Raw genomic sequence first — 17973 nt, 5'->3', positions numbered from 1 at the left:
TATAAGCCTCCGCAGGGAGAAGAGTGAATCTTGGCCATTCGGAACAGCATATCCGCCAAATCGCGCCGGTCGGACGCCATCGAGCGCGCCTGCCGCGACAAGGGCCTGCGCATGACGGGCCAGCGCCGGATCATCGCGCAGATCCTGGATGCGGCCGAGGACCATCCCGACGTGGTGGAATTGCATCGGCGCGCGGCGGAGGTGGACGACCGCATTTCGCTCTCCACCGTCTACCGGACCGTGAAGCTGTTCGAGACCGAAGGCATTCTGGAGCGGCTCGATTTTCGAGACGGCCGCTCCCGCTACGAGCAGGCGGCCCGCGAACATCACGACCACCTCATCAACCTGGAGACGGGCGACGTGATCGAGTTCCGCTCCGAGGAGATCGAGGCGTTGCAGAACGAGATCGCCCGCCGCCTCGGCTACAGGGTCGTCTATCACCGGCTCGAACTCTACGCGGTGCCCCTGAACAAGGACGGCGAGTGACCAGACCCGGCGTTCTCTTCAGACTGTGCCTGCTCGGCCTGTGCAGCCTTGTGCTCGTGCCGTTGCAGATGCTGGCCCTGCGTTTCGGCTGGTCGATCCTGCATGCCGTGCCGATGTGGTTTCACAGGGCGCTTCTCAAGATCTTCAACGTGCGGGTGATCGAGCAGGGGACGCCGCCTGGCGATGCGCCGACGATCGTCCTGTCCAATCACGTGTCCTGGCTCGACATTCCGGTGATCGGCTCGCTGCATCCCCTCTCCTTCATCGCCAAATCCGAGATCGAGGGCTGGCCGGTGGTCGGGCCCATGGCCAAGCTCCAGCGCTCGGTCTTCATCGACCGGGGGCGTCGCAAGGCGATGGCGGAGGTGAACGATGCGCTGACCCACCGGTTGGTCAGAGGCGAGGTGATCGTGCTGTTTGCCGAAGGCACCACGAGCGACGGCAACCGGCTCCTGCCGTTCCGCTCCTCGCTGGTGGGCGCGGCCCAGACGGCCCTCATGCATGACAGCGTCGAGCATGTGTTCCTCCAGCCGCTCGCCGTGTCCTACACCCACCGCAACGGCCTGCCCGTCACCCGGCGCGAGCGCCCTTTCATCGCCTGGTACGGCGACATGGATCTCAGCCCCCACCTGAAGCTGTTCGTTCAAGGCCACCCGCTCGACGTGGTGGTGACCTGGGGCGAGCCGATTCCTTTCAACGGCAATCGCAAGCAGGCGACGGCCTTTGCCGAGGCCGAGGTGCGGCGGGCGCTGCAGGAGGCGTGACCTGTGTCATCCCCGGCGATCCGCAGGACCGGGAAGAGGATCCACGTTCAGGCTCGGCGCGATGGATCCCCCTCCCCGCGCTGGCGCTCCTGCCGGGAATGACGCTGGGATGTTTTGCATGTCCCCTACGGCCGGGAAGCCTCCGCCGCAGCCTCCTGCGCCCTCGCCTCGTCCAGGAGCCAGGCTCGAAAGGCCGCAAGGGCCGGTCGGTCTGCCGTCGCCTCGGGGCAGACCACATAATACTGGTAGGATCCTTTCACCTGATGCGGGAACGGCCGGACAAGCCGGCCGGCTTTCAGGTAATCGCCGATGAGCACGTTCGTCGCGAGCGCCACGCCCTGCCCGGAAGCGGCCGCCTGCAGGCAAAGATAGGTGTGGGTGAAGCGTGGACTGCGCGAGGTGTCGACGCCTTGAACGCCCACCGCCTCGAGCCAGCGGTCCCAGGTGGTGTAGTCCGGCACCCCGTCGACGGCCTCGTAGATCAACGTGTGATGCCGCAGATCGGCAGGCTCCCGCAAAGGCCGCTCCGGATTGTTGAGCAAGGCGGCGCTGCAGACGGCGAAGAAATACTCTTCCATGAGGAGATCCGTGCGCAGGCCCGGATAGTTGCCGCGCCCGAAGCGGATTGCCATGTCCACGTCCTCGCGGGCGAAGTCGGTGAGGTGGCCTGACACCGAGACACGCACATCCAGTTCCGGATGATGCTCCCGAAAGGAGCCGAGCCGGGGGATGAGCCAGTTCGAGGCGAGGCTCGGCATGGCGCTGACGGTAATAACGTTGGAAGCCTCCGGCCGCAGGGCCCGCGCCGTCGCCTCGTCGAGCCGGTTGAGCACCTCGGTGATGGAAGCCGCATAGCGCTCGCCCAAGGGGGTGAGCACGATGCCCCGGCTCGGCTGGCGCACGAAGAGAGGCCGTCCGAGCCAAGCCTCCAAGGATTTCACCTGCTGGCCTACGGCGCTCGCCGTCACGGCGATCTCGTCGCCGGCTTTCTCGAAATTCAGGTGGCGGGCGGCGGCCTCGAAGGCCCGAAGGGCATTGAGCGGCGGAAGACGGCGGCGGGACATGGCGGACCCATGGGTGCTTTGCCCAAGTATAGCTTGGGCAAAGGTGAAGAACTTCTCGTTTGCTTCAACCCTATCACAGGAGCACATTTCTCTCCAGTGAAGCGCCATCGAAGGAGAACCGTCATGGCGATCGGACATGCCACAGCAAATCTTGGGTTCCATGCCACCCGCCGGGAACACAGGAACACAATGCTCAACCTGCTGCTCCGGTACGAGGCCTGGCTCGACCGGCGCAGGACCTCCAAGGTTTTGTACGAACTCGATGACTATGCGCTCGCCGATATCGGGTTGTCGCGAGCCGACGTGGAGGGCTTGAACGAAGCTTCCTGGCAGGATCACCTGCCGCCCTCTCTCGGCCGTTGAGCACGCGAAAGGTCCCGGGATGAAGCTCTATTCAGGCCCTCTAAGCCTCTTCTCCCGCAAGGTGGAGATCGCCCTTCACGAGAAGGGGCTCGCCTTCGAGCGCATCCTGGTCCCCTTCACGCAGACCCGCGGCTACAGCCCCAGGCACCCGGATGTGCTCGCCGCCAATCCCAAGGGACAGGTCCCGGTTCTGGTTGAGCGGGATCTGGCCCTCTACGACTCGACGGTGATCCTCGAATACCTCGAGGATGCCTATCCCGACCCGGCGCTATATCCGAAGTCGCCCCGCGAGCGGGCGCAATGCCGATTGCTCGACCTCTTCGCCGACGAGGTCATGCTGGCCCCCTTGCGCTTCCTGATGCACCGCACGGAGCCGAAGCCGGATGATCTGGAGCGCTGGCAGGCGAAGGAAATGAAAGCGAGGGAGGCCGAACCCGCTCTAGCGGGCCATTTCGCCGAGCTCGATCAGGGGCTTCAGGGCAGAGACTATCTCTGCGGTGCCTTTTCAGCTGCAGATATTGCCGTGTTCATGACCGTGTTCTGGACCCGCCGCCTCGGCGGGCCCTCGCTGAAGGGATACCAGACCTTGGCCGCTTGGTACGAGCGGCTCAGCGCGCGTCCGGCCTTTGCGAAGGTCGTGTCTGAAATCTTGGCCGCCGATGCGAAATTATCGGCGCCGGTCGAGGGCGCGTTCCGGGAGTGACCAGGCTCGTCATCCCGGACGGCGAAGCCGATCCGGGATCGCTCCCAGGGTAAAACTCTGTCATTCCAGGGCGGCACAGCGGTGCCTGGAATCCATAAACACGACGCTTGTTGGGTGACGCGCAATGGAAGCCGCTTCGTCCTAGCCTGCACCGTCGGTCGAATGACAGCATTGTGTTTCTTGCGTCACATTATGCACGCGATCCCGGATCCCCGCTGCGCCCCGTCCGGGATGACCACGGTATCTAAAATCCTTGAGCCAAACAGCCGCTATTCTCTTGCGCGAGCAAAAGGCTTAAAAGGGCGCTCCATCCTTGACCGCCCGACTTCCAGCAGACAGGCCGACCTCGTGAAAAAAGTCTTCGTCAAATCGTATGGCTGCCAGATGAACGTCTATGACGCCGAGCGCATGGCGGACATGCTGGCGACGGAAGGCTACAGCGAAACCAAGGCGATGGAGGAGGCGGACCTCGTCATCCTCAACACCTGCCATATCCGCGAGAAGGCCGCCGAGAAGGTTTATTCCGAGCTCGGGCGCGTGCGGGAGCTGAAGACCGAGCGTGAGGCCGCAGGGCAGGAGACCCGGGTCGTGGTCGCAGGCTGCGTCGCCCAGGCCGAGGGCAAGGAGATCCTGCGCCGGGCGCCGGCCGTCGACGTGGTGGTGGGTCCGCAGAACTACCACAACCTGCCGGCTCTCCTGAAGAAGTCGCGCTCCGAGCGCGTCGTCGACACGGAATTCCCGGTCGAGGACAAGTTCGACCACCTGCCCGCGCCGTCCAGGGCCAAGACCCAAAGCCGGGGCGTATCGGCGTTTCTCACCATCCAGGAAGGCTGCGACAAATTCTGCACCTTCTGCGTGGTGCCCTACACCCGGGGCGCGGAAGTCTCGCGTCCTGTGGCCAGGATCCTGGACGAGGCTATGCGCCTGGCCGATGCGGGCGTGCGCGAGCTGACGCTGATCGGGCAGAACGTGAACGCCTATCACGGCGAAGGGCCGGACGGCTCCGTCTGGTCGCTCGGCCAGCTGCTCCATCGTCTGGCGGAGATCCCCGGCATCGCTCGGCTGCGCTACACCACCAGCCACCCGCGGGACATGGACGACGAGCTGATCGCCGCCCACCGGGATCTGCCGGCCCTGATGCCCTACCTGCACCTGCCGGTGCAGTCCGGGTCCGACCGCATCCTCGATGCGATGAACCGCAAGCACACGGGCGACGAGTACCGCCGCCTGATCGAGCGCATTCGGGCAGTCCAGCCAAACCTGGCGCTGTCCTCCGACTTCATCGTGGGCTTTCCCGGCGAGACCGATGCGGAATTCGAGGAGACCATGCGGCTCGTGGCCGATGTGGGCTTCGCGAGCTCCTTCTCGTTCAAGTACAGCCCCCGCCCCGGCACGCCTGCGGCGGAGATCGACGCTCAGGTGTCCGAAGCCGTGAAGGCTGAGCGCTTGGGTCGGCTGCAAAATCTGCTGGAAATGCAGAGACAGGCCTTCAATCACGGAACCGTTGGGCAGACTCTCGACGTTCTCTTGGAGAAGCCGGGTCGTCACCCGGGCCAGATGGCCGGCAAATCGCCCTATCTGCAGCCAGTGCAGTTCCAGAGCGACAGCCACCGGATCGGCGAGATCGTGACGGTGCGGATCACACGGGCAGGCTCCAACAGCCTGTTCGGGGAATGGATCGGGTCCGGCAGCCAGGCCGCGGCCTAGACCCGGACCCTGCAAGGCCCCATATCCGTTCGTCGCAAACCTTGCGGCGAAAATTCAAAGGAGAGGCATTTTGAGGCCAGCGGACAACGCGACCGCACGAGCACAAAAGGGACGAAACCCCACGAGCTTGCATCCCGGCGTCGTCGAAGAGGCTGAAATCATCCTCACCTTCGACGACAACCGCCTCGCCAGCCTTGTCTTCGGGCAATACGATCAGAACCTCGCCCATCTGGAGCGGCGCCTGAACGTCACCGCCATCGCCAACGGCAACAGGGTGACCGTCAAGGGCACGCCGGAAGCCTCCGAGATGGCGCGTCGCGTTCTGGAGGGGCTTTATGAGCGCGCCCGCCAGGGTGCGCCGCTCGGCCCCGGGGACGTGGACGGCGCCATTGAGGAAAGCACCCTTCAGGGCAGCTTGTTTCCGGCGGCCGAAGAGCCGGTTCCGGGCCTGACCGCCTTCGACCAGATCGCCACCCGCAAGCGTGGAGCGGTCCGCGCCCGCAATGCCTCGCAGAACACCTACATCAAGGCGCTCAAAACAAACGAACTGGTTTTCGCCGAAGGCCCTGCCGGTACCGGCAAGACCTGGCTTGCGGTGGGTTACGCCGTCTCCCTGCTCGAAGCGGGGCAGGTCGACCGCCTGATCATCTCGCGCCCCGCCGTCGAGGCAGGCGAGCGCCTCGGCTTCCTGCCCGGCGACATGCGCGAGAAGGTCGATCCGTATCTTCGCCCGATCTACGACGCGCTCTACGACTTCATGGAGGCCCGGCACGTGGATCGGGGGCTCCAGACCGGCATGATCGAGATCGCGCCGCTGGCCTTCATGCGCGGGCGCACGCTGACCAACGCCCTGGTGCTGCTGGACGAGGCCCAGAACACCACGTCCATGCAGATGAAGATGTTTCTCACCCGCCTCGGCGAGGGATCGCGGATGATCATCACCGGCGACCCGACGCAGATCGACCTTCCGCCCGGCCAGAAATCGGGGCTGGTCGAGGCCGCGCGCATCCTGAATGGTGTCGAGGGCATCGCCCGCGTCACCTTCAAGGAGCAGGACGTGGTGCGTCACGACCTGGTGCGCCGCATCGTGACCGCCTACGACAAGGCGGCCCGCGATGCGGCGCCGCAGTCCGAGCAGCCGCGCTACGATCGGGATCGCAGGCCGTGATCACCCTCGACACCATGATCGAGGCGGGCGACTGGAGCCGCCTCGACGACGCGGAGGCCCTGGCGCAAAGGGCGGCCGAGGCGGCTCTTGCCGTCACCTATGAGGCGAACGAGGATTTCGAGGCGAGCGTCATGCTCACCGACGATGCCCGGATCCGTGAGCTGAACCGAACCTGGAGGGCCAAGGACAAGCCCACCAACGTTTTGTCCTTTCCGGCGCCGGAGCAGCCGGGTGCAACAGGCCCTCGCCATTTGGGCGATATTGCTTTAGCCTACGAGACCCTGGTGCGCGAATCCGAAGAGGAATCCAAGGAGCTTGCGCATCATTTTGCCCATTTGATCATTCATGGAGTTCTGCACCTTCTCGGCTACGACCACGAGGTCGAGGCGGAGGCGGAGATCATGGAAGCTCTCGAGGTCAAGGCGCTCGCCTCTCTGGGCATCGCCGATCCTTATCGCAACATGGCAGCATGACGGCTGACACCCAACCGCAATGAACGAAGATCGAAGTCGTAACGACCGCCCTGTCCGCACTCTCCCGGATAGCGACGACACACGCGACCACTGGTACGACCGGGTTCTGACCCGCCTCGGCCTGAAACCCCGCGATTCCATCCGCCACGACCTTGAGGACGCTCTCGACGAAGCTGTCGAGGACACGGACTTCTCGCCCCAGGAACGGGCGATGCTGAAGAACGTGCTCTCCTTCCACCGGATCCGGGTGGAGGACGTGATGGTGCCCCGCGCCGACATCGTGGCCGTGGCCGCGGACACGAATCTGGGCGAGCTGCTTAATCTGTTCAGGACGGCGGGTCATTCGCGCCTGCCGGTTTATGGCGAGACCCTCGACGATCCGAAGGGCATGGTCCACATCCGGGACTTCCTCGACTTCATCGCCATGCGGGCCGACGGCGGCGCCTCGGAAGCAGGCTCGGGCGACGAGGCTCCCCTGCCGAGCCTCGGCCAGATCGACCTGTCAATGGCGCTGTCATCCGCCAACATCCTGCGTCCCGTTCTGTTCGTGCCCCGCTCCATGCCGGCCATCGACCTTCTGGTGCGCATGCAGGCAACCCGCACCCACATGGCTCTCGTCATCGACGAATACGGGGGCACGGACGGACTCGTCTCGATCGAGGACCTAGTCGAGATGGTGGTGGGCGACATCGAGGACGAGCACGACGAGGACGCCACGCTCACCATCGTGCAGGCCGCCGACGGCACCTTCGTGGCCGATGCCCGCGCCAGCCTGGACGAGGTCAAGGAGGCCCTCGGCCTCGATCTGACCGAGGAGGAGGGCGCCGAGGATATCGACACGATCGGCGGCTTCATCGTGACGCTCGCCGGGCGCGTGCCCTCGCGCAGCGAGGTGATCGAGGGACCGTCCGGGCTGGAATTCGAGGTTCTGGATGCCGACCCCCGCCGCGTGAAGCGGCTTCGCATTCACCGCCGTATGCCCGCGTCCGACTCCGAGGCCGGAGAAGGTCAGCCGCTTGCCCCGCGCCCTGAAAGCGCCGCCGCCGAATGATGCCCCTGGCTGACCGGGCCATCCTCGCCCGAGGATGGCGCCGCTGGCTGATCGGCTTCGCGGCGGGGGCTGCGGGCGCCCTTGCCATGCCGCCCTTCGGTTTCCTGCCGGCTCTCGCCCTCTCCCTGGCGCCGGCGGTGTGGCTTCTGGACGGCACTGCCAAGGCTGGTCCTTCCCGGTGGGTCCCTCTCAAGGCCGCAGCCCTCATCGGCTGGTTCTGGGGCTTCGGTTATTTCGTGGCCGGGCTCTGGTGGCTCGGCGCGGCCTTTCTCGTGGAGGCGGACCAGTTCGCCTGGGCCATGCCTTTCGGGGTTCTGGGCCTGCCGGCCTTGCTCGCCTTTTTTCCCGCCTCTGGCTTTGCCCTCGCCCGTCTTTTCTGGACGCCGGATGCCTGGCGAATTCTCGCCCTCGCCTTCGGTCTGACGACCAGCGAGTGGCTGCGCGGCCATCTCTTCACCGGTTTTCCCTGGAACAGTCCCGGCATGGCGCTCGGCCAGAACCTCTGGCTGATGCAGACCGCTTCTCTCGTCGGCCTCTATGGCCTGACTTTCTTGGCCATCGGCATCGGTGCAGCGCCTGCCGTTCTGTTCACGGGCAGGACGGGCGCAGCACGCTGCATGGCGCCCGGGCTGGCGGCAGCCTTGCTCGTTCTGATGGGAGCATTCGGGCTCTGGCGCGTCCCAGGGGAGGCCTCGCCCACGGTCGAGAACGTGCGCCTGCGGATCATGCAGCCCAACTTGCAGCAGGATGCCAAGTTCAACCCCCGCAACCGCGACGCCATCATGCGGCACTACCTGGCCTTGAGCGCAGGCCCGGGACCGGACGGAAGGACCGGCGCGGCCGCCACCCATATCGTCTGGCCGGAATCGGCCTTTCCGTTCCTGCTTCATCGCGACCCCGCATCCCTTGCGCAGATCGCCACACTCTTGGAGCCGGGTTCGGTGCTGATCACCGGAGCCGCCCGCATGGACGAGCCGCTTCCCGGCGAGGAGGCAGGCCGGTTCTTCAACGCCGTCCAGGTGATCGACGAGAAAGGCACGATCCTTGGCTCCTACGACAAGGTTCATCTGGTGCCCTTCGGAGAATATGTGCCGAAGTTTCTCGATGCCTTGATCCGGGCTGTGGGCCTTCGCGAATTCGTGCATATCCCGGGCGGGTTCGAGCCGGGTGCCGCCCGCTCGACCCTTGCGATTCCCGGGTTGCCGCCGGTGGCAGCAACCATCTGCTACGAGGCGATCTTTCCGGGCGAGATCCTAGCGGACGGTCCGCGCCCGGATCTCATCCTGAATGTTACCAACGATGGCTGGTTCGGCCTGACGACGGGGCCTCATCAGCATTTTGCGCAAGCGCGCCTGCGCGCCGTAGAGGAAGGCCTTCCGCTCGTGAGGGCCGCCAATACCGGAATCTCCGCAGTTGTCGATTCCTATGGTCGCACGGTGGATAAACTTCCATTAGGAGTTGAAGGTATTATCGACACAAACCTACCAGTTGCGGCACCTGCGACTGTTTACAGCAGTGGCGGTAGGTTTTCTTTGACGGCCACGCTTGTGTTCTGCTTAATGATCTTGATTGTACGTCGCAGGCACCAATCAACCTCTCCTTAAGTAAACCATGCCTTGACGTTGCGTGAGTTCTGGCAAGGAAACAGGCGATTATGAAGAAGTCGACCGGTTCTATCGATAAGGAAGTCGGAAGCAGAGTGCGTATGCGCCGTGTTTCTATTGGCATGAGTCAAGAAAAACTTGGCGATATGCTTGGCCTGACATTCCAGCAGGTTCAGAAATACGAAAAGGGCATGAACCGGATCAGCGTGGCGCGTCTTGTCGAGATCGCCAAGATCCTCAGCGTCGACATCCATTTCTTCTTCAACGGCATCAAGAGCGCCAAGTCGGAGCCGGGTTTTGCCGAGGAGGGCGCGCCTCCTTACGTGTCCGATATGATGTCGACCCCCGAGGGGTTGCAGCTCGTCCGAACCTTCACGAGCATCAAGAGCCCTAAAGTGCGCAAAAGCATCGTGCAGCTTGTGGCCGCCCTTGGCTCTCAAGAGGACGAAGAACGTTCGTCATAACGAACGCGTTCGCTTGACCTTTCTTTCAGCCTGCGGCATGAGCATGCCCCGAAGTCCGTGGTTGAGCCCGGGCGCTTTCTTTTATTGCCTGAAGGAATTCTGTCGTGCGGCGGTCAAGCTATCTTTTCACGAGCGAATCGGTTTCCGAAGGACATCCGGATAAGGTCTGCGACCGCATCTCGGATGCGGTGGTCGACGCCTATCTGGCTGCCGAGCCGGAAGCCCGCGTGGCTTGCGAGACGCTTGCCACCACCAACCGGGTTGTCATCGCCGGCGAGGTGCGCGGCCCTGCTTCCATCACAAAGGACACCGTGGTCGAGCTTGCCCGTGAGGCGATCAAGGATATCGGCTACGAGCAGGAAGGCTTCCACTGGAAGAACGCCGAGGTTGACGTCTACCTCCATGCCCAGTCCGCTCACATTGCCCAGGGTGTCGATGCCTCCGGCAACAAGGATGAGGGTGCGGGCGATCAGGGCATCATGTTCGGCTATGCCTGCAACGAGACCCCCGAGCTCATGCCGGCGCCGATCTATTACGCCCACAAGATCCTCGAGAACCTGACTGCGGCCCGCAAGGCCAAGGCCAATGGCGCGGCCGTTCTCGGCCCTGACGCCAAGAGTCAGGTCACCCTTCGCTACGAGAACGGCAAGCCTGTCGCTGCCACGCAGATCGTTCTCTCCACCCAGCATCTGGACGAGAACCTGTCCTCCGATGACGTGCGCGCCATCGTCGAGCCCTATATCCGCGAGACCCTGCCCGAGGGCTGGATCTCGGCCCAGACGATCTGGCACGTGAACCCCACCGGCAAGTTCGTGATCGGCGGCCCCGACGGCGATTGCGGCCTCACCGGCCGCAAGATCATCGTCGACACCTATGGTGGTGCTGCTCCCCACGGCGGCGGCGCCTTCTCCGGCAAGGACCCGACGAAGGTGGACCGTTCGGCAGCCTATGCGGCCCGTTATCTGGCCAAGAACGTGGTGGCCGCAGGTCTTGCGGACAACTGCACCCTGCAGCTCTCCTACGCGATCGGCGTGGCCAAGCCCCTGTCGATCTATGTGGACCTGCACGGCACCGGCAAGGTTGACGAGGGCAAGCTCGAGGCCGTGCTCATGGACGTCATGGACCTCTCCCCCCGCGGCATCCGCACGCATCTCGGCCTCAACAAGCCGATCTATGCCCGCACCTCGGCCTATGGCCATTTCGGCCGCAAGCCTCAAGAGGATGGCGGCTTCTCTTGGGAGCGCACGGACTTCGCCGACAGCCTCAAGGCTGCGTTCCGCTAAAAGCATGATCCGGAAAAGTGGATAACGGTTTTCCGGCTAGATCCTGCGCAAAGAAACAACCTCATGAGCGAAGCGACAGAACGGGCCGGCGCCTTCTTCGGGCGCCGGAAAGGCAAGAAGCTTCGCGCCGGACAGGACGATCTCGTCCATAATCTGCTGCCCGCGATCCGTGTGAGCCCGGGCAGCGCTCCAGCCAGCCTCTTCCCCGACCGTCAGGCGCGGGAGACCTGGCTCGAGATCGGGTTCGGCGGCGGCGAGCATCTCGCCGCGCAAGCCCGTGCCCACCGGGACGTCAATTTCATCGGCTGCGAGCCTTTCGTGAACGGCATGGCAAAGCTCCTTGCCGTGATCGAGGGTGAGCGTCTCGACAATGTCCGGGTCTGGGACGACGACGTCACCGACCTCCTGCCGACCCTGCCCGATGCCTCGTTCGACCGGGTCTACATTCTCTACCCCGATCCCTGGCCGAAGCGCCGGCAGCGCAAGCGCCGCCTTGTTTCCGAGGAAACCCTCGCGATGCTGGCCCGCGTCATGAAGCCCGGAGCCGAGCTGCGCTTTGCCAGCGACATCGACGACTATATCGGCTGGGTGCTCGCCCGGATGCTGCGCTCAGCCAATTTCCGCTGGACCGCAACCCGCGCCGACGATTGGCGCAAGCCCTACGAGGGCTGGCCGGGCACCCGCTACGAGGCCAAGGCGATCCGTGAAGGACGGGTGCCGAGCTACCTCACCTTCGTCCGGGTCTAGGACCCTCCGGCGCTTCGACAGCCTGACGGATCCCATCCTTGCATTTTGAGCTTGGAATCAGTATATTGCTCTTGTCAGCTCTGGTTGCAGTGTAAAGCTGCTGTTCAGGAGTGGGCCCCGCCGGGTCCGCTCTTTTTTATTGTTTGAAGGCCGGGGCGTGCGGAGAGCCATGACGAACGAACGCGACAAGCGGCTGATTACCGAAAACGGCGTGGCCGCCCGGGTGGCGGCAATCGTCGAGCCCGTGATCGAGGATCTGGGCTTCAACCTCGTGCGTGTGCGGGTCACCGCCACGAATGGATGCACCGTGCAGATCATGGCCGAGCGGCCGGACGGCACCATGTCGGTTTCCGATTGCGAGACCGTGAGCCGGGCGATCTCGCCGGTTCTGGACCTCGAGGATCCGATTCCCCAGGCCTATTACCTGGAAATCTCCTCGCCGGGCATCGACCGTCCGCTCGTGCGCGTCAGCGATTTCGAGCGCTGGACCGGTTATGACGCCAAGATCGAGATGGCCGTGCCTCTGGCGGGCCGCAAGCGATTCCGGGGTTTTCTCCGGGGCATCGAGAATGGAATGCTCGTGGTCGAGTTGCCGGACGTGAAGGAGGGCCTCGATCCCATCGCGCGCCTGCCCCTGACCGATCTGGGCGAAGCCCACCTCGTGATGACCGACGACCTGATCCGTGAATCGCTGCGCCGGGGAACGGCGCCGACCACGGACGATCTTGATGAAGATACGGATGTGGTGGAGGCGCCCGAGCCGCGCGACCCGTCCGAGACGAAACCGAATTAAGGAGCGACCTCGATGGCTATTAGCGCCAACAGGCTTGAACTCTTGCAGATCGCCGATGCGGTCGCACGCGAGAAGGTGATCGACAAGCAGATCGTGCTTGACGCCATGGCGGACGCCATCGCCAAGGCTGCCCGGTCCCGCTATGGGGCGGAAACAGACATCCATGCGGAGATCAACCCGAAGACCGGCGAGCTGCGCCTGTCGCGGCACCTCCTCGTGGTTGAGGACGGCGCGATCGAGAACGACTCCCGCGAGATTTCCCTCGCCGAGGCCCGCACCCGCCACAACCCGGCGGCCCAGGTGGGCGACGTGATCGCCGACACTCTGCCGCCCTTCGATTTCGGGCGCATCGCGGCGCAGTCCGCCAAGCAGGTGATCGTGCAGAAGGTGCGCGACGCCGAGCGCGACCGCCAGTACCAGGAATTCAAGGATCGCATTGGCGACGTCGTGAACGGCGCGGTCAAGCGCGTCGAGTACGGCAACGTGATTGTGGATCTCGGCCGCGGCGAGGCGATCATCCGCCGCGACGAGCTCATTCCCCGCGAGACCTTCCGTCCCGGCGACCGCATCCGCGCCTATCTGTTCGACGTGCGCCGCGAAGCCCGCGGCCCGCAGATCTTCCTATCCCGCACCCATCCGCAGTTCATGGCCAAGCTCTTCGCCTCCGAAGTGCCGGAGATCTATGACGGCATCGTCACGGTGCAGGCGGTTGCCCGCGATCCGGGGTCGCGTGCCAAGATCGCCGTGATCTCGCGCGATTCCTCCATCGATCCGGTCGGCGCCTGCGTCGGCATGCGTGGCTCCCGCGTCCAGGCCGTGGTGGGCGAGCTCCAGGGCGAGAAGATCGACATCATCCCCTGGTCCCCCGATCAGGCGACCTTCATCGTCAACGCGCTCCAGCCCGCCGAGGTGGTCAAGGTGGTGCTCGACGAGGAGGCCGACCGGATCGAGGTGGTGGTGCCTGACGACCAGCTCTCGCTGGCCATCGGCCGCCGCGGCCAGAACGTGCGCCTCGCCTCGCAGCTCACCGGCTGGGACATCGACATCCTGACGGAGGCTGAGGAATCGGAGCGCCGCCAGAAGGAATTCGCCGAGCGCACCGAGCTCTTCATGAACGCGTTGGACGTGGACGAGGTCGTGGGCCAGCTGCTCGCCTCGGAAGGCTTCCGCTCGGTCGAGGAAATCGCCTATGTGGACTCCGCCGAAGTGGCCTCCATCGAGGGCTTCGACGAGGACACGGCCGCCGAGATCCAGAGCCGTGCGCAGGAGTACCTCGGCCGCATCGAGGCCGAGAACGAGGCCCGCCGCAAGGAGCTGGGCGTTGCCGACGATCTGAAGGAGATCGACGGCGTCACCACCGCCATGCTGGTGGCCTTCGGTGAGAACGACATCAAGAACGTCGAGGATCTGGCCGGCTGCGCCACCGACGATCTCGTCGGCTGGACGGAAGGCCGAGGCCAGGAGGCAACCCGCTACAAGGGCGCGCTGGATGGTTTCGACGTTTCCCGCGCGGATGCGGAGAACATGATCATGGCAGCCCGCGTGAAGGCGGGCTGGATCGAGCAGCCGGAAGAGATCGTGGAGACCGAGGGATCGGCTGAAGAAGCCGAGACCGAGGCTCAGCCTTCTTAACCGGCGATGGCAAAGCGAGGTCAGCATCCGTGCCGCGGCATGAACCGGAGCGCACCTGCATCGTCACCCGCGAGGCAAACAGCCCCGCGGGACTGATCCGCTTTGTCCTCGGGCCCGACAACCAGGTCGTGCCCGATCTCAAGCACAAGCTGCCGGGCCGCGGGGCCTGGGTTACGGCTCGCCTCGACGTGGTGGAGGAAGCGGCCAAACGCCGCCTCTTCTCCCGTGCCTTCAAGACCGAAGCCAGGGCTCCCGAGACCCTGGCCAGAGACATCGAGCGCCTGCTTCGGGACGACCTGCGGCAGGGTCTGTCGCTGGCCAACAAGGCAGGCGCGGTGATCACCGGCTTCCACAAAGTTGAGTCGGCGATCACGGATAAGCCCATTGTTGCCCTTATTCATGCCGCAGAAGCGGCCGATGATGGGCGAAGAAAATTAGCAAACCAGTTGCGAAAACGCCTCGGCGAGGCAATATCAGGCTTTCCGGTCATCCAAGAACTGTCAAATGACGAATTGGATTTGGCATTAGGCCGGTCACATGTGATACATGCTGCCCTCGTCGCGGGCGCTGGGAGCGACGGCTTTCTGAACCGATGGCATCGATACCGCTCTTATTGCGGCATCGAAGCCGATCAAACTGGCCTCGGCAACGAGACCGGCGAACCCACGATTATGAAAACCGCAGGAACTGAGGCGGAATGACCGATACGAAAAACCAGGGCGACAAGACTCTCCATGTGTCGTCCAAGACGCTTTCTCTGAAGCGACCCGTCGAACAGGGCGTGGTGCGCCAAAGCTTCTCCCATGGCCGTTCCAAGTCGGTCGTGGTGGAGACTGTGAAGCGTCGTCCTGCTGTTGGCCCCGGTAGCGGGGTCAAGGACGAAAGGCCCGCGCCCCAACAGGCTGCGGCCCCTGTCAGCGCGCCCAAGCCTGCTGCTCCCGCTCCGAAGCCTGCCGCTCCGGCACAGGGCGGTCGCCCGCAACGGTCCGGCGGAACACCGAACACGCCCCGCTCCGGCGGCATGGTGCTGCAGACGCTCTCCGAGCAGGAGCGCGATGCGCGCATGAACGCGCTCGTCGATGCCCGTCGCCGCGATGAGGAAGATCGCAAGAGACAGGCGGAAGAAGCTACACGCCGCGCCGAGCGCGAAGCGGCCGAAGCCCAGGAGCGTGAAGCGGCCGAGGCCCGCAAGCGCGAGGAAGACGAGCGCCGCCGTCAGGACGAGGAGCGCAAGCGCCGCGCCGAGGACGAGGCTCGCCGACGGCTTGGCGAAGAGGCTGCTCCCCCGCGTCAGGCTCAAGCGCCTGCTCCGGCGGGCCGCACCGGCCCTGGCCCGCGCCAGGACGGCGCCCGTTTCGACGGACCCCGCTCAGACCGTCCCCGTTCGGACGGACCCCGCCCCGCCGGCCGTTCCGACGGCCCGCGTCCGGGTGGACCCCGCCAGGACGGTCCGCGTCCGGGCGGCTTTGGAGGCCCCCGGAGCACCGGCGGCACTATGGGCGGCCGTCCGCCGAGCCTGAACCATATGGCGCGCCCTGCCGCGCCGGTCGTTCCCGATCCGGAAACGGCAAAGCCGAACGTTCGCACAATTCCGCCCGTAGCCGCCCGCGCAGTCGAGGTGGATGACGAGGAGGGCGCCCGCACGATCCGTCGTCCCGGCGTTGCCGCGAAGCCCGTGGCCGTGCCGAAGACTCCCAAGGCTGCCCCTGGCGAGGAAAAGCGCCGCGGCCGCCTGACCCTGGCCAATGCGACCTCGGGCGAAGAGGAGCGCACCCGCTCGCTCGCCGCCTTCCGGCGCCGCAACCAGCGTCTCATGGGCCATCGCCAGGTGGAGCAGAAGGAAAAGATCGCCCGCGAGGTGACGATTCCGGAGACGATCACGATCCAGGAGCTCGCCAACCGCATGTCGGAGCGCGCCGTGGACGTGATCAAGTTCCTGATGAAGCAGGGACAGATGCACAAGATCACCGACGTGATCGACGCCGACACCGCGCAGATCGTTGCGGAAGAGCTCGGCCACACGGTGAAGCGCGTCGCGGAGTCGGACGTCGAGGAAGGCCTGTTCGACACGCCGGACGTGGACGAGAACCTCGTCACCCGTCCGCCGGTGGTGACCATCATGGGCCACGTCGATCACGGCAAGACCTCGCTGCTCGACGCGATCCGCAAGACCAACGTGGTCTCCGGCGAAGCCGGCGGCATCACCCAGCATATCGGCGCCTATCAGGTGACCTCGCCGCTGGGCGGCAAGATCACCTTCATCGACACGCCCGGTCACGCGGCCTTCACGGCCATGCGCGCCCGCGGCGCCAAGGTGACGGATATCGTCGTGCTGGTGGTGGCGGCCGATGACGGCGTCATGCCGCAGACCATCGAGGCGATCAACCATGCCCAGGCGGCCGGCGTGCCGCTGATCGTGGCCATCAACAAGGTGGACAAGCCCGACGCCAACCCGCAGCGGGTTCGCACCGAACTGCTGCAGCACTCCATCGTCGTCGAGTCGATGGGCGGCGAAACCCTCGAATTCGAGGTCTCCGCCAAGACCAGAGACGGCCTTGAGACCCTTCTCGAAGGTCTCCAGCTGCAGGCGGAAATCCTGGAGCTCAAGGCCAATGCCGAGCGCTCGGCGGAAGGCACCGTCATCGAAGCGAAGCTCGACCGCGGCCGTGGTCCTGTGGCAACCGTGCTGGTCCAGCGCGGCACGCTGCGCACCGGCGACATCGTGGTGGCCGGCGCCGAGTGGGGCCGCGTGCGCGCCCTCATCAACGATCTCGGCGCCAACGTGAAGGAGGCAGGCCCCTCCGTACCGGTCGAGGTCCTGGGCTTCAACGGCACCCCGGAGGCCGGCGACCGCGTTGCGGTGGTCGAATCCGAGGCCCGCGCCCGCGAGGTCACCGAGTACCGCACCCGCCAGAAGCGCGAGCGTCAGGCGGCCCGCATGGGCTCCGCCGGACGGACGCTCGCCGACATGATGCGCGACCTCAAGGCCGGAGCCGGCCGCAAGGAGTTCCCGCTCGTGGTTCGTGCCGACGTGCAGGGCTCGGCGGAAGCTATCATCGGCTCCCTCGAGAAGGTGGGCAACGAGGAGGTTGCGGCCCGGATCGTTCAGGCGGGCGTCGGCGGCATCTCGGAGTCCGACGTCACCCTGGCGGAAGCCTCGGGCGCCATCATCCTGGCCTTCAACGTGCGTGCCCATAAGGAAGCGCGCGAGGCGGCCGAGCGTGCCGGCATCGAGATCCGCTACTACAACATCATCTACGATCTCGTGGATGACGTGAAGGCGGCGATGTCCGGACTGCTCGCTCCGACGCTGCGCGAAGAGCGGCTTGGCGAGGCGCAGATCCTCGAGGTGTTCAACGTGTCGAAGGTCGGCAAGATCGCCGGCTGCCGCGTCCTCGACGGAGTGGTCCAGCGCGGCGCCCATGTTCGCCTGATCCGCGACAACGTGGTGATCCACGAGGGACGCCTGAGCCAGCTCAAGCGCTTCAAGGACGACGCCCGCGAGGTCACGTCCGGGCAGGAGTGCGGTATGTCCTTCGAGAGCTACCAGGACATGCGCGTCGGCGACCTCATCGAATGCTACCGCGTGGAAGAGGTGAAGCGGTCGCTCTAAGCCCGCTTCCAGCCCTTTTTCCAATAAACCTAAACTCAATCGTCATGGCCGGGACCTT

17 protein-coding genes are annotated in these 17973 nt (G+C 65.0%); 16 read left to right on the top strand and 1 reads right to left on the bottom strand.

Annotated features, from left to right (window positions below; translation table 11 throughout):
- Nucleotides 1–30: 30 nt before the first annotated feature.
- Nucleotides 31–486 carry a Fur family transcriptional regulator gene (locus tag JKG68_RS06505; protein ID WP_202057126.1) on the top strand — a complete coding sequence of 152 codons (456 nt, stop codon included), beginning with the start codon at nt 31–33 and terminating at the stop codon, nt 484–486.
- Entirely contained in the window at nt 483–1250 is a 768-nt protein-coding gene (locus JKG68_RS06500) for a lysophospholipid acyltransferase family protein (protein WP_202057124.1), read from the top strand. The genes JKG68_RS06505 and JKG68_RS06500 overlap by 4 nt, the downstream gene beginning before the upstream one ends.
- 125 nt (nt 1251–1375) lie before the next feature.
- Here JKG68_RS06500 and JKG68_RS06495 read toward each other — a convergent pair whose 3' ends face one another.
- Nucleotides 1376–2314: a transcriptional regulator GcvA gene (locus JKG68_RS06495; RefSeq protein WP_202057118.1), complete on the bottom strand. Its 939-nt coding sequence runs from the start codon at nt 2312–2314 to the stop codon at nt 1376–1378.
- A gap of 123 nt (nt 2315–2437) precedes the next feature.
- On the opposite strand from JKG68_RS06495, the gene JKG68_RS06490 reads away from it, so the two are divergent.
- The 14 genes from JKG68_RS06490 to infB all read left to right on the top strand — a co-directional run bounded on the left by JKG68_RS06490 (nt 2438) and on the right by infB (nt 17915).
- Entirely contained in the window at nt 2438–2677 is a 240-nt protein-coding gene (locus JKG68_RS06490; protein ID WP_202057115.1) for a DUF1127 domain-containing protein, read from the top strand.
- Between the two features lie 19 nt (nt 2678–2696).
- Entirely contained in the window at nt 2697–3380 is a 684-nt protein-coding gene (locus tag JKG68_RS06485; protein ID WP_202057113.1) for a glutathione S-transferase family protein, read from the top strand.
- A 348-nt stretch (nt 3381–3728) separates the two neighbouring features.
- On the top strand, nt 3729–5087 hold the full coding sequence (miaB, locus tag JKG68_RS06480; RefSeq protein ID WP_202057111.1) for a tRNA (N6-isopentenyl adenosine(37)-C2)-methylthiotransferase MiaB: 1359 nt from the start codon (nt 3729–3731) through the stop codon (nt 5085–5087).
- A 70-nt stretch (nt 5088–5157) separates the two neighbouring features.
- Nucleotides 5158–6255 (top strand): PhoH family protein, encoded by a 1098-nt coding sequence (locus JKG68_RS06475; RefSeq protein ID WP_202057109.1) that lies wholly within the window; start codon nt 5158–5160, stop codon nt 6253–6255.
- Nucleotides 6256–6269: 14 nt separating this feature from the next.
- Entirely contained in the window at nt 6270–6728 is a 459-nt protein-coding gene (ybeY, locus tag JKG68_RS06470) for an rRNA maturation RNase YbeY (RefSeq protein WP_202057200.1), read from the top strand.
- Nucleotides 6729–6747: 19 nt separating this feature from the next.
- Nucleotides 6748–7779: a hemolysin family protein gene (locus JKG68_RS06465; protein ID WP_202057108.1), complete on the top strand. Its 1032-nt coding sequence runs from the start codon at nt 6748–6750 to the stop codon at nt 7777–7779.
- Complete coding sequence (lnt, locus tag JKG68_RS06460) at nt 7776–9383, top strand: apolipoprotein N-acyltransferase (RefSeq protein WP_202057107.1); 1608 nt, start codon at nt 7776–7778, stop codon at nt 9381–9383. Before JKG68_RS06465 ends, lnt begins: the two co-directional genes overlap by 4 nt.
- A 50-nt stretch (nt 9384–9433) precedes the next feature.
- Nucleotides 9434–9847, top strand: a complete 414-nt coding sequence (locus tag JKG68_RS06455) for a helix-turn-helix domain-containing protein (RefSeq protein ID WP_202057106.1) — start codon at nt 9434–9436, stop codon at nt 9845–9847.
- Nucleotides 9848–9951: 104 nt separating this feature from the next.
- A complete protein-coding gene (gene metK, locus JKG68_RS06450) occupies nt 9952–11130 on the top strand; it encodes a methionine adenosyltransferase (RefSeq protein WP_202057104.1) in 1179 nt (392 codons plus the stop codon).
- Nucleotides 11131–11193: 63 nt separating this feature from the next.
- Complete coding sequence (gene trmB / locus JKG68_RS06445) at nt 11194–11877, top strand: tRNA (guanine(46)-N(7))-methyltransferase TrmB (protein WP_202057103.1); 684 nt, start codon at nt 11194–11196, stop codon at nt 11875–11877.
- Nucleotides 11878–12046: 169 nt separating this feature from the next.
- Nucleotides 12047–12670, top strand: coding sequence for a ribosome maturation factor RimP (gene rimP / locus JKG68_RS06440; protein WP_202057102.1), 624 nt, complete (start codon nt 12047–12049; stop codon nt 12668–12670).
- A 12-nt stretch (nt 12671–12682) separates the two neighbouring features.
- Nucleotides 12683–14302 carry a transcription termination factor NusA gene (nusA, locus tag JKG68_RS06435; protein ID WP_202057100.1) on the top strand — a complete coding sequence of 540 codons (1620 nt, stop codon included), beginning with the start codon at nt 12683–12685 and terminating at the stop codon, nt 14300–14302.
- Nucleotides 14303–14331: 29 nt separating this feature from the next.
- Nucleotides 14332–15003: an RNA-binding protein gene (locus JKG68_RS06430; protein WP_202057098.1), complete on the top strand. Its 672-nt coding sequence runs from the start codon at nt 14332–14334 to the stop codon at nt 15001–15003.
- A complete protein-coding gene (gene infB / locus JKG68_RS06425) occupies nt 15000–17915 on the top strand; it encodes a translation initiation factor IF-2 (RefSeq protein WP_202057095.1) in 2916 nt (971 codons plus the stop codon). The genes JKG68_RS06430 and infB overlap by 4 nt, the downstream gene beginning before the upstream one ends.
- Nucleotides 17916–17973 lie beyond the last annotated feature (58 nt).

Origin of the sequence: Microvirga aerilata (assembly GCF_016743775.1) — a bacterium.
Taxonomy (GTDB): domain Bacteria; phylum Pseudomonadota; class Alphaproteobacteria; order Rhizobiales; family Beijerinckiaceae; genus Microvirga; species Microvirga aerilata.
This window is presented reverse-complemented; position numbering and strand designations above follow the sequence as displayed.